The organism is uncultured Tateyamaria sp. (assembly GCF_947503385.1).
GTDB lineage: Bacteria > Pseudomonadota > Alphaproteobacteria > Rhodobacterales > Rhodobacteraceae > Tateyamaria.
In genome coordinates, this window is the sequence record NZ_CANNDO010000002.1 from 111,130 (window position 1) to 124,996 (window position 13,867).

Below are 13,867 nucleotides of genomic sequence, written 5' to 3' on the forward strand. Positions count from 1 at the left end.
GCTTATACACGGCACGCTGTGTTGTGCAGGGCGCGGGTTCATGTCTGGCTACTTTTCGGAAATCGACTATTTCGGCACAGACGCGGATGAATTCATTGAAATCGCAGTGCCGACTGGCACGGATATATCCAGCTATTCCGTTCTGCTTTACGGCTCTACCGGCGAGGTCCTGTACACCTTTGGCCTGGGCGCTGTTCAAACCACGATCAACGGGCATGATGTCTATGTCATCGACGCCAGCAATCCGGCCTTCGACTCCGGCGGCGATGCGACCGGGGTGATGTATCCAAACGATGCGCTGGCGCTTGTGGATGGCAGCAACACGGTGCTGCAATTCGTCTCTTGGAGCGGGAACACCCTTACGGCGACCCAAGGGGCCGCCAACGGGATGACCAGCACCAATGCAGGCAATGCAGAGGCGGCGAACCAGTCACTGCAAAGCGACGATGGCGGCAGCAGCTACTACGCCCAGACCTCGACGAACAAAGGGACAATTCCCGCCTGCTATGCGCGGGGTACGTTGATTGAAACGCCGCGCGGTGCCACGCGTATCGAATTTTTGCGACCGGGGGATCATGTTTGCACAGCCAACGGGGGTGCACAGGTGTTGCGGTGGGTCTGGACCCGAAAACAGATGTTTGCCAAAGGCGATGCAGCCCCGCCGATCTGCCTGCAAGCGGGATGCCTCGGGCCGGGCGTGCCCGCGCGCGATCTGGTCGTGTCTCGGCAGCACCGCATCGCCATCGGGGTGCAGGGACAGATCGACGTTGGCCCCCCTGCCCTTGCTCCGGCGCAGGCCTTGGTCGATCTGCCGGGTGTGCACGCAATGGCTGGCCGCCGTCAGATACAGTGGTGGCACCTGATCTGCGACCGGCACTGTCTGATCCGTGCAAACGGCGTTCTGTCGGAAACGATGTTGCTGGGACCGCACGCATACCGCGCGTTCAGCCGTGCAGAACGCGCGTCACTGCGGCAGGCCATGGGCCGGTCGTTCATATTTGGAGCGATGGCACCGGCCCTGCCCTGTCCTTCGGTCCGCGTGGCGCGCGACCGGCTGTCCAAAGCGCCGCTCAACGCCCTTTGAACAGCCCTCCAAGCACGCCGCGCACGATGCGACGACCGGTGGTGCCCGTCAGTTCCTTGACCACCATCTTGGTCATGGCCTCGCCAAAACTGGCCCCGCGCCGCGTCGATTTCGAGGTTGATCGGGACACGCGCGCGCCCGAAAACCGTCGGGCCGCGTTGAATTCGCGCAGAACGGGCTGCATCTCTTCTGCTTTTTCCTCGGCCTCCGCCGCCTCTGTCGCGGCCTTGTCCGCTCGCGCCTTGAGGATTTCAAACGCCGATTTCCGGTCCAGCCGCTCGTCATATTTTCCCGACATGTCGGACGCCGCCATGTGCGCGGTGCGCTCTGATTTGGTGATCGGCCCCAGTTGCGATGATGGCGGGCGGATCAAGGTTCGCTCCACGATCCCCGGCACGCCCTTTTTCATCAACATGGACGTCACCGCCTCGCCCACGCCGACTTCGCGGATTGCCGCTTCGGTGTCGAAGCGGGGATTTTCGCGGTAGGTTTCGGCGGCAAGGCGCAATTCCTTGCGGTCCTTGGCCGTAAAGGCGCGCAGCGCGTGCTGGATGCGGTTGCCCAACTGACCAAGTATATCCTCGGGCACATCCGCCGGGTTCTGGGTGATAAAGTAGACGCCGACACCCTTTGACCGGATCAGGCGCGCGACCTGTTCGACCTTATCCACCAGCGCCTTGGGCGCGTCATCAAAAAGCAGATGGGCCTCGTCAAAGAAGAAGACCAGCTTGGGTTTGTCCGGATCACCCACCTCGGGCAGTTCTTCAAAGAGTTCGGACAAAAGCCACAACAGGAAGGTCGCATAAAGTTTGGGGGAGGCCATGAGTTTATCGGCGGCCAGAATGTTGACCATGCCGCGCCCGTCCGCGTCAGTGCGCATCAGGTCCGACAGCGCCAGCGCCGGTTCGCCAAACAGCCCCGCGCCGCCTTGGTTTTCCAGCACCAGCAGCCTGCGCTGGATCGCACCGATGGAAGCAGAGGACACGTTGCCATAGCGCAGCGATAGCGATTTGCCGTTCTCGCCAATCCACACAAGCAGCGCTTGGAGGTCCTTGAGATCAAGCAGCGGCAGCCCCTCTTCATCTGCAAGACGGAAAGCGATGTTCAAGATGCCTTCCTGCGCTTCGGTCAGATCAAGAAGGCGCGCCAGCAACAGCGGCCCCATCTCGGACACCGTTGTGCGCACCGGATGGCCCTGTTCGCCAAACAGGTCCCAAAACGTCACCGGACAGGCGTGATACGTGTAATCGTCAAAACCGATCTTTTGCGCACGATCCGTGAACGGAACATGCAACTTGTGGGTTTCGGTGCCCGGTTTGGCGAGGCCGGACAGGTCGCCTTTGACGTCCGACAGGATCACCGGGACGCCTGCATTGGAAAATCCTTCGGCGAGGATCTGAAGCGTCACGGTTTTGCCGGTGCCGGTTGCACCTGCCACTAATCCGTGCCGGTTGGCGTACTTTAGCGTCAGTTCCTGACGCTGAGCGTAATCCACGCCCCCGCCGCCTATGAATAGCTTGTCGTTCATCATGTTAACTCTTTGTCCATGCACGGTTTCGCGACGACCATACAAAGTTAACCTTTTGACGCCATAGTGATCTTCGTTCCCGCCTACATGTCCTCCTGGCGCGGAACACTTCCTCCCTGTCAGACTGGCCGCGCCTTGTGCGCGGCCTTTTTTTATTTGTGCGCCCGACGTTTACCGACACGATATTAGCGGTTGACCGACGACTCACGCTTTCGTAACGTCTGCCCCATAAGTCGGCCAGTCCGACGGGGAGAGAAGAAGACGTGGGAAAAGGGGGCCGTTTGGTTCCCTTTTTCTGTTTTGGACAAGGCATTTATCTGCCAACCTGTGGGATCGTGAATTTCTTGACCGTTTCGCGCTGACATGGCCCGCGCGGCATGTTAGCTACGCTCGAAACGCAACACCTACAGGGAATATCATGCGCACTTCACTGTTTGCTCTCAGCCTTGCCCTTTTGGTCCCGTTCGGGGCATGGGCACAGTCCACGGACACCGAAGCCGCAGACACGGACACCCAGACCGAAGAAACCCAACAGGGTGACACGGGAATCGAGGACCAGCTGAGCCTCGGCGAGCCGGCCAATACCGAACCGCAAGTGGGCCAAACCTATATTCAGGAAAAGAATGGCGACTGGGAAATGCGCTGCATCCGGACCGAGGATGGCAACGATCCCTGTCAGATGTACCAGTTGATGACTGACAGCGAAGGCACACCGGTTGCGGAAATTTCGATCTTCCGCCTGCCCGAAGGTGGCCGCGCGGTTGCCGGGGCGACGATCATCGTGCCGCTGGAAACCTCGCTGCCGGAACAGCTGACCATGCGTGTGGACGCCGGTCAGGCGCGCCGCTATCCATTCGCCTTCTGCAACACGGTCGGGTGCTATTCCCGCGTGGGTCTGGTGCAGGAAGAGGTCAATTCCTTCCGCCGTGGCAATGCAGCGACCGTGACGATCGTGCCTGCGCTGGCGCCGGATCAGAAGGTTGAACTGAAGCTGTCGCTGTCGGGCTTTACCGCATCGTTCGAAAAGACTTCCGTCGCGCAACAATAAACTGCACGGACGGACCATGACAGGGCCGCGGTTGGCAACGCCGCGGCCTTTGCCGTTTCAGGGCGCCCGCTCCAGCGTGATACCGTCCATGGCCGCAATGCGGTCCAGATCGCGCGCATAGGTGTCGGCCCAATGTGTCACTTCCTCTGCGGCAAAGCTGGCAAAGCCGCGGGGTTCGCGGTCGTCGGCATGGGCTGCCACGACGCTTTGCCATTCGGTGCGCGTGATAGCCTCGTCCTTGGCATAGCGCGCCTGCAAAGCCACCAGCGCCGCTTCGGTCGCGCTGACGTTCATGTTTCGCACAGGCTCCTTGAGCGTCTCCGACGCCAGTACCGGCACCAAGCGCGCCAAAAGGGACGCGCTGGTGCCGCGCGCGGCGTAGGGCACCACCGTTAACCGTTCGGGCCGAAGCACATCCCGCAAAATGCCCACCAATTCCGGCCAACCGCGGTCCATCCGCATGTAATTCGGACGCAGCACGTCAAAGGGTGGCACCGGATTGTCTTCGGCCCGTTTACGAAACCCGGACACGAACAGCTGATCATAGGGCCGCACAACCAGCATCACATGCGCTATGGGGCCCGGCCACGCCTCGCGCAGCACGGCACAGCGTTTTTCGGCAGCCGGGTAAAACTGTCCCTTGATGAAATGCATCATACGGCCCGGTACATTCTCTTCGGACAGGATCAAGGGCAGTCCGCCCGAATGCGTCGACAGCAACCGCGTGGTCCGGATCGTCACCCGGCCCAGCTTGCTGTCACGTGGGCGCGGCAGCCGCAGCGCCAATGTGCCAGAAGGAATGTCATCGCGTGGGGGATAGGCCAGCGCATATCCGCGCGCCTGCACCAGCGCACGATTCTCGTGCAGGCACATCTGGAAAGATGACGTGCCCGTGCGGTGCGCGCCCGCATGAATATAAAGCGGCTGATCACTCATGGACCCGAGGGTTAAGCACAGGGCCCGGCACGCGCAAGGAATTGCGCAAGCGGGCGCGTCTGTTCTGGACATCAGGTGCCAAACTGGCCACGGTGCCGCGACATCAGAATGAGGCCCGAATGCCCCCGCGCAAAATCATCATTGATACCGATCCAGGACAGGACGACGCCGTCGCCATTCTGCTGGCGCTGGCCAGCCCGGACGAGATCGACGTGCTGGGTATTACGGCTGTGGCGGGCAATGTACCATTGGACCTCACGGCAAAAAATGCGCGCATTATCTGCGAGTTGGCGGGCAAAACGGATGTGCCTGTCTTTGCCGGATGTGATCGCCCGTTGGGCCGTGATCTGGTGACAGCCGAACATGTGCATGGCAAGACCGGGCTGGACGGACCGAACCTTCCTGACCCGACCATGCCGCTGTCCGATGGTCACGCGGTCGACTTTATCATCGACACGCTGCGCCGCGAAGAACCAGGCACCGTGACATTGTGCCCGCTGGGCCCGCTCAGCAATATCGCCACGGCGCTGCAACGCGCGCCCGAGATCGCCGAACGCGTGCAGCAGATCGTGCTGATGGGCGGGGCCTATTTCGAGGTGGGCAACATCACACCCACGGCTGAATTCAACATCTACGTCGACCCGGATGCAGCTGAAATCGTTATGAAATCCGGAATCGACATTGTGATCATGCCGCTGGATGTCACGCACAAAGCGCTGGTGACGCAAGCGCGCAACGACGCCTTTCGCGCCCTTGGCACACCCGTCGGCGTCGCAGTCGCCGAGATGACCGATTTCTTTGAGCGGTTTGACAAGGAAAAATACGGCTCCGCTGGCGCGCCGCTGCACGATCCTTGCGTCACGGCCTACCTGATCCGGCCCGACCTGTTCACGGGACGCCATGTGAATGTTGAGATCGAAACAGGTTCGGAACTGACGATGGGCATGACCGTGGCCGATTGGTGGCGCGTGTCGGACCGCCCGGCCAACGCGACGTTCATGGGTGATATCGACGCTGACGGCTTTTTTGCGCTGCTCACTGACCGGCTGGCGCGGCTGTGAGCGCCGCCCTCACCCTTGCGCTGCCCGAGCATTTTGACCGGCTCGACGCGCTGGTCGCAGCCTTTCACGCCGAAGAAGGCATCACGCTGAACGCCGAGGCGCGCGCGGCAGGTTTGAAACCGCTGCTTGACGGTATTCCGCACGGTGCGGCCTATCTGATTGGTCCGCCGCGCGCACCCATCGGCTATGTCATCGTGACCTTTGGCTGGTCCGTGGAATTCGGCGGCATGGACGGCTTTGTGGACGAGATCTTTGTCAGGCCCGGTGTGCGCGGTCGCGGTGTTGCCAGCGAAGTACTGTTGGCCCTGCCCCGCGCCCTTGCCGGTGCGGGGGTCAAGGCATTGCATCTTGAGGTCGCACAGGACAACGAGGCGGCGCAGCGCCTTTATGCGCGCTCCGGCTTTGGCTTGCGCAGCGGCTACCACCTGATGACCCGCAAGCTCTAGTCACCGATGAGCTGCACGCTTATGTGTGGGCCATGACCCTGCATATCCCCTTTGACAACAGCTATGCCGCGCTGCCCGATGCGTTTTACACGCGGTTGAACCCGACACCGGTCCGCGCCGCTGATACGCTCGCATGGAACGACGCGCTGGCGGGCGAATTGGGCATCTCCGGTCAGGACGCCGCCGTGTTCGCGGGCAATGTCGTGCCGGACGGGGCAGCACCACTGGCGCAGCTTTACGCCGGGCACCAGTTCGGCAACTACAACCCGCAGCTGGGGGACGGGCGCGCGATCCTGCTGGGTGAGGTGGTCGATGTGAACGGCGTGCGCCGGGACATTCAGCTCAAGGGGTCCGGCCCTACGCCTTACAGTCGCATGGGCGATGGACGGTCCTGGCTGGGTCCGGTGCTGCGCGAATACGTGGTGAGCGAGGCGATGCACGCGCTTGGCATTCCGACCACCCGGGCGCTGGCGGCTGTGGCGACGGGCGAGCCTGTGTTGCGCGAACAAGGGCCCTTACCCGGTGCCGTGCTGACCCGTGTGGCGTCCAGTCACCTGCGTGTGGGCACGTTCCAGATCTTTGCCCATCGCGGCCACATTGATGAGCTGCGTACGCTGACCGACTACGCCATCGCCCGCCACCACCCAGATGCGGACGGCCCGTTGGGCCTGTTGGCGGCGGTGTGCGCCGCACAGGCGGAACTGGTTGCGGCGTGGATGTCCGTAGGTTTCATCCACGGGGTGATGAACACCGACAATTGCACCATCTCGGGCGAGACAATTGATTACGGTCCCTGCGCCTTTATGGACGGCTATCACGAGGGGCGCGTCTACAGTTCCATTGATCAACAGGGCCGCTATGCGTTTGGCAACCAACCGCGCATCGCGGTCTGGAATATGGCGCAGCTTGCCACGTCCCTGATCCAGCTCTTTGACGACAAGGACGCCGCCATCGAACAGGCGACAGCCATCGTGCACGCCATGCCCGAGCAGGTACAGGCGGCATGGCTGCGCCGGTATGGGGCCAAGATCGGGCTGAGTGATGCCACGGCAGAGGATCAACCACTGATCGAGGACTTGCTTGCGCTGATGCAGGCGCAGGGGGCGGATTTCACCAACACGTTTGCGGCACTGGGCACCGACACCGCGCGGGACCAGTTCACTGACCGGGACGCCTTTGATACGTGGCAGGTCAGGTGGCGCGACCGGAACCCCGATATGTCCGTCATGGCGCAGGCCAACCCACAGATCATCCCGCGCAACCACCGGATCGAGGCGATGATCGAGGCCGCCGTCGCGGGCGACATGGACCCGTTCCAACGCCTGATGACGGCGCTGGCGCAGCCCTATGACGTGGCGGCTGCGTTCGACGATCTGCGCCGCCCACCCACCGACGACGAGATTGTGCCTGCCACCTTCTGCGGCACCTAACGGCGGTTAATCAGGACAAGGCCCACCGCAACAAGCGCCAGCGCCAGCCAGATGCGCAGCCCCGTCTCTTCGCCCAGCAACGCCCAGCCAAGGGCAACGGCAAAGACTGGCGACAGAAAGCTGAAGGAGGCGACGCCGGAGGCGGGATAAATCTTCATCAGCCAGAACCAGAACAGAAAACCAAAGCTGGCGATAAACACCATTTGGTAGCCAAGGCTGACCCAGTGGATCAGCGCCAGATCACGCACCAGCGGGCCGAAACCGGGTGCCAGTACGATCAAAACGGGAGCCGAAACCAAAAGCTGCCAGAAGAGCTGTTGTTCCGCCGGGATACGCGACAACGGCGTGACCCGCACGCACAGCGCAATGCCCGCCCAACACAGTGCCGCGCCCAACGCCATCAGGTCGCCCAACAGATTGCCCGGCCCCGACCCGCGATCCGCCAGCGCGATCACGACACCTGCCATGGCCAGGATAAGGCCGACGCCCCGCAGGGCGGTCAGACGCTCTCCGGGCAGTACAAAATGGGCAGCCAGCGCCAGCCAGACCGGCATGGAATAAAACACGATGGATGCGCGGGCCACGGTCGTGAGATCCAGCGCCGAGAACAGGAACATGAACTCAATCGCAAAGAGCAGACCGGCAATGATCCCGGCCATCCGCCCCTCGGACGGCAGGCGCAACGGCACGCCCCGCGCCCACATCCACAGTCCAAGCAAAACCAGCGCCCCGGCAGACCGCAGCCCGGCCATGAACACAGGTTGAAACCCGCCATTGGCAAACTTGATCACCACCTGATTAAACCCAAGGTTCAGCGAAAACAGCGTCAGCGCCACGATGCCGAACAGATCGATATGGGATTTGCGCTCCATGAGCGGGACTTGGCCGGGAGCGCGTCCAAAATGTCAATGCGCCGCAAATATTCCCCGCCCATGAGGGCCGCCCCTGTGCAAGGCTGGTGCCAATCGATTCTGAACGCGGGGGAAAGCGATATGAGCTTGATGAAAACATTGGCCAAAGTGGCCATCGGCGTAGCGGTGGCCAAGGGGGCCAGTGCCATGATGAACCGGTCGGGTGGCAGCGGTGGCGGCGCCGGGCTTGGTGGCTTGCTTGGCGGATTGCAAAGCGGTGGCGCTGGTGGTGCTGGTGGGATGCAGAACATGCTGGGCGGTCTGATGGGGGGGGCTGGTGGCAGTGGCGGCGGTCTCGGCGGCTTGCTCGAAGGGTTGAACGGATCACAAGGCGGCGGCGGTTTGCAGGGTATGCTGGGCGGTTTGGCCGCGGGCGGCGGTGCTGCAGGCCTGATGGGTGCGCTGGGCGGGCGTGCCGCGGCGCGACCTGCGGACAACGGCGCGAGCTTTGGGCAGGTGCTGAATTCGCAATTCGCCGAAACGCCCGAGCCCGAGATTGAACCCACCGCAGATCAGGAGGCCGCTGCGGCGCTGATGCTGCGTGCGATGATCCAAGCGGCGAAGTCCGACGGTCAACTGGATCAAGGCGAAGAAGACAAACTAATGAAGCAGTTGGGCGGCGATATTGATGCGGATGAGGCGGCATTCCTGCGCGCCGAGATGGGCAAGCCCGTCGATGTGGACGCGTTGGTCGCGGACGTGCCGCGCGGGTTGGGGCCGCAGGTCTACGCCATGTCCCTGCTGGCCATTGACCTCGACAATCAGGCCGAGGCTCAGTACTTGCATTCCCTCGCGCAAGGCATTGGAATGGATGCTGAAAACGTCAACGGTATCCACGGGCAACTGGGTGTGCCGTCGCTTTATGCCTGACCGCGCAGCGCCCTGCGTCACATGCGGCGCAGGGCGATGACCGCGTTCATGCCGCCAAAGGCAAAGGCGTTGCTGATGGCCACATTGACCTTGGCCTCGCGCGCCTCGTTCGGGACGACGTCCAGCGCGCATTCGGGATCAGGTTCCTCGTAGCCTATGGTGGGCGCGATCACACCGTCGCGTAGGGCCATGATGCAGGCGAGCAATTCCACCGCACCGGTGCCGCCGATCAGGTGGCCGTGCATGGATTTCGTGGACGAGATCATCAGGCTGTCGGCATGGGGGCCGAACACGTCCGCCACGGCGGCGCATTCCGTCTTGTCATTGGCGGCCGTGCCGGTGCCGTGGGCGTTGATATAGCAAACATCGGAGCGGTCGACCTTGGCATCTGCCAACGCGCCGGACATGGCCCGCGCGGCCCCGTTTTTGGACGGCATCACGATGTCAGAGGCATCCGACGACATGGCAAAGCCGATGACTTCGCACAGGATGTCCGCCCCGCGCGCGCGCGCGTGTTCGTATTCCTCGAACACGAAAATCCCGGCGCCCTCGCCTTGCACCATGCCGTTGCGGTTGGCTGAAAACGGGCGGCAGGCGTCCTTGGACATCACGCGCAGCCCTTCCCACGCCTTGACCCCGCCGAAACACAACATGGATTCAGACCCGCCTGTGATCATCACCGGGGCCATGCCGCTGCGCACCATCTGAAAGGCCTGTGCCATGGCGTGGTTGGACGAGGCACAAGCCGTCGCCACGGTAAAGGACGGCCCTTTGAGGTTGAACTCCATCGACACGTGGCTGGCGGCGGCGTTGTTCATCAGCTTGGGCACAACAAAGGGGTGCACCCGGTTCTTCCCCTCTTCGTAGACCAGACGGTAATTCTGGTCCCACGTGCTGACCCCGCCTGCGGCAGTGCCCAGAATAACGCCCGAGCGCGCAGCCTCGTCCCCCGAAAAGGTCAGGCCGGATTGCGCAATGGCTTCTTTGGCTGCGGCAAGCGTGAATTGGGTGAACCGGTCGTAGAGGCTCATTTGCTGACGGTTGTAGCGTCCCTCCGCCTCAAACCCCCGCACCTGCCCGCCGATCTTGACCGCGAGGCGATCCACGTCCTGAAATTCCAGCTCGCCGATGCCACAGCGCCCCTCGCGCATGGCTTCGAGCGTTTCGGGCACATCGTGGCCCAAGGCGTTGACCGTGCCCGCCCCCGTAATGACAACGCGGTGCATCAGGCTTTTTGCGCGGTGATCAGCGCCTCGATCCCGGTGATGATCGATTGCACGTTGGTGATGTCAAAGTCGCTTTCAGTCGGTTCGTTCGCGTTGAACGGGACCGAGATGTCAAACTCTTCCTCAATGGCAAAGATGCTTTCCACGAGGCCCAGCGAGTCGATGCCCAAATCTTCCAGCGAGCTGTCCATCGTGACATCGCCGGGTTCCAGAACCGCCTGCTCCGCGATGATCTCGATCACCTTGTCCTTGACGCTCATGTGCCTGCCCCTCTGCCGCTCACGGGTGTGATTTAGTCACTGGAGCCTGCGTTGAAAACCGCTTTCTTCAACGCCGTGACGTCCGCAAGCAGACGCGGCAGCCGGCGGACGTTCTTGAACGAGGACAGATGCGTCTTCATCTCGACCGCGGGGTATCCCAGCATAACCTTGCCATCGCGGACCGAGCTAAGCACCTTGGACGCCGCGCCACAGACCACACGGTCTCCGATGGTGATATTGTCCGACAGACCCACCTGCCCGGCAAAGACACAGAAATTCCCCACCGTGGTCGAGCCTGCGATGCCCACCTGACCGCAAATGAGGTTGTCATCGCCAATGACCACGTTGTGGGCAATATGCACAAGGTTGTCGATCTTGGTCCGGTGGCCAATGCGCGTGGGGCGAATGGTGCCGTTGTCGATGGCACTGTTTGTGCCCAATTCGACATCGTCGCCAATCTCGACGGCACCAAGGCTTGCGATGCGCGCCCAAGGCTGGCCCTGCGCGGCCCCCTGATCACCAAGGCTTTCGCGGACCTCTTCGACGCCACTTTTTTCGGGTGTGACAAAGGAAAACCCGTCGCCCCCCACCCGTGCGCCCGGCTGCGCAATGAACCTTGCGCCGATCCGGACCTGAGCACCGATGCTGGTGTGTTCGCGCAGATAGGCGTTTGGGCCCAGTTCCGCGCCCCATCCGACATAGCACAGCGGACCGATGGTGCTGCCCGTGCCAATGCGCGCCTCCGGTCCAATCACAGCCCCCGCCGCGATGGTGACACCGTCCCCGATGTCCGCCGTGGGGTCGACCGATGCGCCGGGGTGAATGCCAGACCCAAAGCCCTGACCAGGATCTGCGATGGCGGTCAGGCCCGACAGGGCAAAACGTGGCCGTGCAGGCCGAATGGCCGCCCGCAGACCCAATGCTTTCCAATCAGCGTCAGCCCAGAGCAAGGCCGCCTGCGCGGCCCCTGCCCCAATGGCATCGGCGTATTTCGGGTTACTGGCCAGCGCCAGATCGTCCGGACCGGCATCGCCCGGCTCAGAAAGGCCGGTGATCACGATATCCGGGTCACCCACCACATCCAGATGCAGGGCCGCCGCAATCTCGCCAATTGTGTATCGCATCTGCGTCCCCTTTGCCGTCAGGGGATGGATTTACCCCTGAACGGCGCGCAGGGCCACCCCGGCATTGCTGAGCGCGCGCCAGACCTTGGCGTCACGGCCATAGATGTCGCGGCGATACTGGGTGTGCCCCTTGGGCGTGGTGAACGCCGTGCGGTAGATGATGTGCACCGGCACTGGCGATTTCAGGTCCACCCGCGTTTCCTTGCCCGTAGCCAGCACGGACTGGAAATACTGTTCAGGATTCGACTGCTGTTTGGCCAGCAGCGTGTAGGCAAAGTCGAACGGGTCCGCCAGACGCACGCAGCCGTGGCTGTAGGCGCGCACCTCGCGGCCAAACAGATTCTTGGCGGGCGTGTCATGCAGGTAGATGTTGTGCACGTTGGGGAACATGAACTTGACCAGACCCAGCGCGTTGCCCTTGGAGGGCGGCTGGCGCATGGCAAAGGGGAACGTCTTTTCCGTGTATTGCGCAAAGTTCACGGCGCCGCGGTTTACCTTGCGGCCCCGGCTGTCCGTAATCTCGATATGTTTGACCGCGTTACGGTTGCGCTTGAGGGCGGGCAGATATTCCTTGGTCACGATCGAGCGTGGGACATACCAGCTTGGATTGATGACCATGAACTCCATCACGTCCGAAAACTCGGGCGTCGGGCGGTCATCCTTGTTGGCACCCACAACCGAGCGGGTCTGAAATGTCACTTTGCCGTTGTCGACAACCTTGGCCGAAAAGTCCGGAATGTTCACGAGGACGTGGCGCTTGCCGCGTTCCTGATTGACCCAGCGCTCCCGCTCCATTGCGACAATGATGGACTGCAAACGCGTCTGCACGTCCTTGTTCAGCTCGGTCATTGTCCCGGGACCAGCCACACCATCGGCCGCAAGGCCATGTGCAAGCTGAAACTGCTGCACGGCGGACTGAATGTTTGCGTCATAGGTCTGTGTGTTTGTCCGTTTGAGGAACCCCATGGCGATCAGCCGGTTGCGCATGATCGCCACCGCGTCGCCTGATTGACCGGGCTTGAGCGATTTGGCGGGCACCGTCTGGCCCCAGCCGCCTTTGGCCAGCAGCCGCTCCATGCGCAGCTTTTCCTTCATCAGGGCGTTGTATTCAGTGGTCTTCGGTGACAGCGCCTTGAAGAAACCCGAAGGCGAGGATTTCGTGAAATTCACCAGATAGGACGTCCGGTCACGGTAGGGCACCTGCCGCACGATGGCGCGGTCCACGCGGCTGGGCACCAGAACACCGGTTTGCAGATCGCGCGAGAATTGCAGGAAGGTACGGCTGATCTCGACCTCAACCTGACCACGGTCACGCGGCGTTTTCGCAGCTTTCATCTTGGCCTGAAGACCCGCCGCATCATAGCGGGCCGTGGGCAGGCCGTGATTGCCCGACTGGCTAAGCGCCTTGAAAAGAGCGACGCGACGTTGCCGTTCGCGCCCGCTTTTGCCGGTCCAAATGCTCTTGTACCCGTTGGCCTGATAGAAGGCTGCGATGTCAGCGTCACGCGCGGCAGCTTCGGCCACCGCCTGTTTGAATGCGGTCACCTGCGCGGTTGCAGCGGTGGGCAGGCTCAGGGTCAGCGCCGCAGCCATCGCAACGAGCGCAAACACCCATGCGCGGAAAATCGTCACTGTCATTGTGGTCCCTCATTATTCTGATGTGGCGAGCATCTTTCACTTATCCTAAACGCGCCGCGCGGCTGTCTATTCACAACTGAAAGAGCGTGCCGTCTTCGTCCGCCCGTGATGCAGTGATGCACCGGGTTCAAGAGGAATTCACGGTTTTTGCAACATCTTGGCAAAATTCTGCGCAACACTCTTGCGACAATAAAAATCCGGATTCAGCCCTTGGTAAACGAATCGCGTTATGCCATAAGAATGTTGCATCTGGGGATGAGATAGCAAAACCCGTGTAACATCACGGGTGGCAGGCGTACGGGACG

The 13,867-nt window shown here is 62.0% G+C and carries 13 protein-coding genes; 6 read left to right on the plus strand and 7 right to left on the minus strand.

Annotated features, from left to right (window positions below; translation table 11 throughout):
* The first annotated feature begins 40 nt into the window (after nucleotides 1-40).
* Nucleotides 41-1,084: a Hint domain-containing protein gene (locus tag Q1A85_RS06405; protein ID WP_299686558.1), complete on the plus strand. Its 1,044-nt coding sequence runs from the start codon at nucleotides 41-43 to the stop codon at nucleotides 1,082-1,084.
* Here the strand turns inward: Q1A85_RS06405 and Q1A85_RS06410 are convergent.
* A complete protein-coding gene (locus Q1A85_RS06410; protein ID WP_299686560.1) occupies nucleotides 1,071-2,612 on the minus strand; it encodes a helicase HerA-like domain-containing protein in 1,542 nt (513 codons plus the stop codon). The two genes, Q1A85_RS06405 and Q1A85_RS06410, sit on opposite strands and share 14 nt — an antisense overlap.
* Before the next feature lie 418 nt (nucleotides 2,613-3,030).
* On the opposite strand from Q1A85_RS06410, the gene Q1A85_RS06415 reads away from it, so the two are divergent.
* Nucleotides 3,031-3,660, plus strand: a complete 630-nt coding sequence (locus Q1A85_RS06415; RefSeq protein WP_299686562.1) for an invasion associated locus B family protein — start codon at nucleotides 3,031-3,033, stop codon at nucleotides 3,658-3,660.
* A 57-nt stretch (nucleotides 3,661-3,717) separates the two neighbouring features.
* Here the strand turns inward: Q1A85_RS06415 and Q1A85_RS06420 are convergent, their stop codons facing one another.
* A complete protein-coding gene (locus Q1A85_RS06420; RefSeq protein WP_299686564.1) occupies nucleotides 3,718-4,596 on the minus strand; it encodes a hypothetical protein in 879 nt (292 codons plus the stop codon).
* 119 nt (nucleotides 4,597-4,715) lie between these two features.
* On the opposite strand from Q1A85_RS06420, the gene Q1A85_RS06425 reads away from it, so the two are divergent.
* From Q1A85_RS06425 to Q1A85_RS06435, 3 genes are read left to right on the plus strand one after another with little or no spacing between them, the layout of a single operon-like run.
* On the plus strand, nucleotides 4,716-5,657 hold the full coding sequence (locus tag Q1A85_RS06425; RefSeq protein ID WP_299686566.1) for a nucleoside hydrolase: 942 nt from the start codon (nucleotides 4,716-4,718) through the stop codon (nucleotides 5,655-5,657).
* Nucleotides 5,654-6,103 carry a GNAT family N-acetyltransferase gene (locus Q1A85_RS06430; RefSeq protein WP_299686568.1) on the plus strand — a complete coding sequence of 150 codons (450 nt, stop codon included), beginning with the start codon at nucleotides 5,654-5,656 and terminating at the stop codon, nucleotides 6,101-6,103. The genes Q1A85_RS06425 and Q1A85_RS06430 overlap by 4 nt, the downstream gene beginning before the upstream one ends.
* Nucleotides 6,104-6,135: 32 nt before the next feature.
* The gene (locus Q1A85_RS06435; RefSeq protein WP_299686570.1) at nucleotides 6,136-7,533 is read left to right on the plus strand and encodes a protein adenylyltransferase SelO; all 1,398 of its coding nucleotides are present in this window, start codon (nucleotides 6,136-6,138) and stop codon (nucleotides 7,531-7,533) included.
* Here the strand turns inward: Q1A85_RS06435 and Q1A85_RS06440 are convergent.
* A complete protein-coding gene (locus Q1A85_RS06440) occupies nucleotides 7,530-8,405 on the minus strand; it encodes a DMT family transporter (protein WP_299686572.1) in 876 nt (291 codons plus the stop codon). The two genes, Q1A85_RS06435 and Q1A85_RS06440, sit on opposite strands and share 4 nt — an antisense overlap.
* A 120-nt stretch (nucleotides 8,406-8,525) precedes the next feature.
* Between Q1A85_RS06440 and Q1A85_RS06445 the strand changes: the two genes are divergently transcribed.
* Nucleotides 8,526-9,314: a DUF533 domain-containing protein gene (locus Q1A85_RS06445; protein ID WP_299686573.1), complete on the plus strand. Its 789-nt coding sequence runs from the start codon at nucleotides 8,526-8,528 to the stop codon at nucleotides 9,312-9,314.
* 17 nt (nucleotides 9,315-9,331) lie between these two features.
* Here Q1A85_RS06445 and Q1A85_RS06450 read toward each other — a convergent pair whose 3' ends face one another.
* The 4 genes from Q1A85_RS06450 to Q1A85_RS06465 are packed head-to-tail and all read right to left on the minus strand — an operon-like array spanning nucleotide 9,332 to nucleotide 13,517.
* Entirely contained in the window at nucleotides 9,332-10,540 is a 1,209-nt protein-coding gene (locus tag Q1A85_RS06450) for a beta-ketoacyl-[acyl-carrier-protein] synthase family protein (protein WP_299686575.1), read from the minus strand.
* Nucleotides 10,540-10,800 (minus strand): acyl carrier protein, encoded by a 261-nt coding sequence (locus tag Q1A85_RS06455; protein WP_299686576.1) that lies wholly within the window; start codon nucleotides 10,798-10,800, stop codon nucleotides 10,540-10,542. Before Q1A85_RS06455 ends, Q1A85_RS06450 begins: the two co-directional genes overlap by 1 nt.
* A 32-nt stretch (nucleotides 10,801-10,832) precedes the next feature.
* A complete protein-coding gene (gene lpxD / locus Q1A85_RS06460) occupies nucleotides 10,833-11,924 on the minus strand; it encodes a UDP-3-O-(3-hydroxymyristoyl)glucosamine N-acyltransferase (RefSeq protein WP_299686578.1) in 1,092 nt (363 codons plus the stop codon).
* Between the two features lie 30 nt (nucleotides 11,925-11,954).
* Nucleotides 11,955-13,517 carry a L,D-transpeptidase family protein gene (locus tag Q1A85_RS06465; protein WP_299688532.1) on the minus strand — a complete coding sequence of 521 codons (1,563 nt, stop codon included), beginning with the start codon at nucleotides 13,515-13,517 and terminating at the stop codon, nucleotides 11,955-11,957.
* Nucleotides 13,518-13,867 lie beyond the last annotated feature (350 nt).

Bases quoted from the DNA above. Each gene is read 5' to 3' on its own strand.
- Q1A85_RS06405 (WP_299686558.1), top strand. From the start codon at position 41: ATGTCTGGCTACTTTTCGGAAATCGACTATTTCGGCACAGACGCGGAT.
- Q1A85_RS06410 (WP_299686560.1), bottom strand. From the start codon at position 2,612: ATGAACGACAAGCTATTCATAGGCGGCGGGGGCGTGGATTACGCTCAG.
- Q1A85_RS06415 (WP_299686562.1), top strand. From the start codon at position 3,031: ATGCGCACTTCACTGTTTGCTCTCAGCCTTGCCCTTTTGGTCCCGTTC.
- Q1A85_RS06420 (WP_299686564.1), bottom strand. From the start codon at position 4,596: ATGAGTGATCAGCCGCTTTATATTCATGCGGGCGCGCACCGCACGGGC.
- Q1A85_RS06425 (WP_299686566.1), top strand. From the start codon at position 4,716: ATGCCCCCGCGCAAAATCATCATTGATACCGATCCAGGACAGGACGAC.
- Q1A85_RS06435 (WP_299686570.1), top strand. From the start codon at position 6,136: ATGACCCTGCATATCCCCTTTGACAACAGCTATGCCGCGCTGCCCGAT.
- Q1A85_RS06440 (WP_299686572.1), bottom strand. From the start codon at position 8,405: ATGGAGCGCAAATCCCATATCGATCTGTTCGGCATCGTGGCGCTGACG.
- Q1A85_RS06445 (WP_299686573.1), top strand. From the start codon at position 8,526: ATGAGCTTGATGAAAACATTGGCCAAAGTGGCCATCGGCGTAGCGGTG.
- Q1A85_RS06450 (WP_299686575.1), bottom strand. From the start codon at position 10,540: ATGCACCGCGTTGTCATTACGGGGGCGGGCACGGTCAACGCCTTGGGC.
- Q1A85_RS06455 (WP_299686576.1), bottom strand. From the start codon at position 10,800: ATGAGCGTCAAGGACAAGGTGATCGAGATCATCGCGGAGCAGGCGGTT.
- lpxD (WP_299686578.1), bottom strand. From the start codon at position 11,924: ATGCGATACACAATTGGCGAGATTGCGGCGGCCCTGCATCTGGATGTG.
- Q1A85_RS06465 (WP_299688532.1), bottom strand. From the start codon at position 13,517: ATGGCTGCGGCGCTGACCCTGAGCCTGCCCACCGCTGCAACCGCGCAG.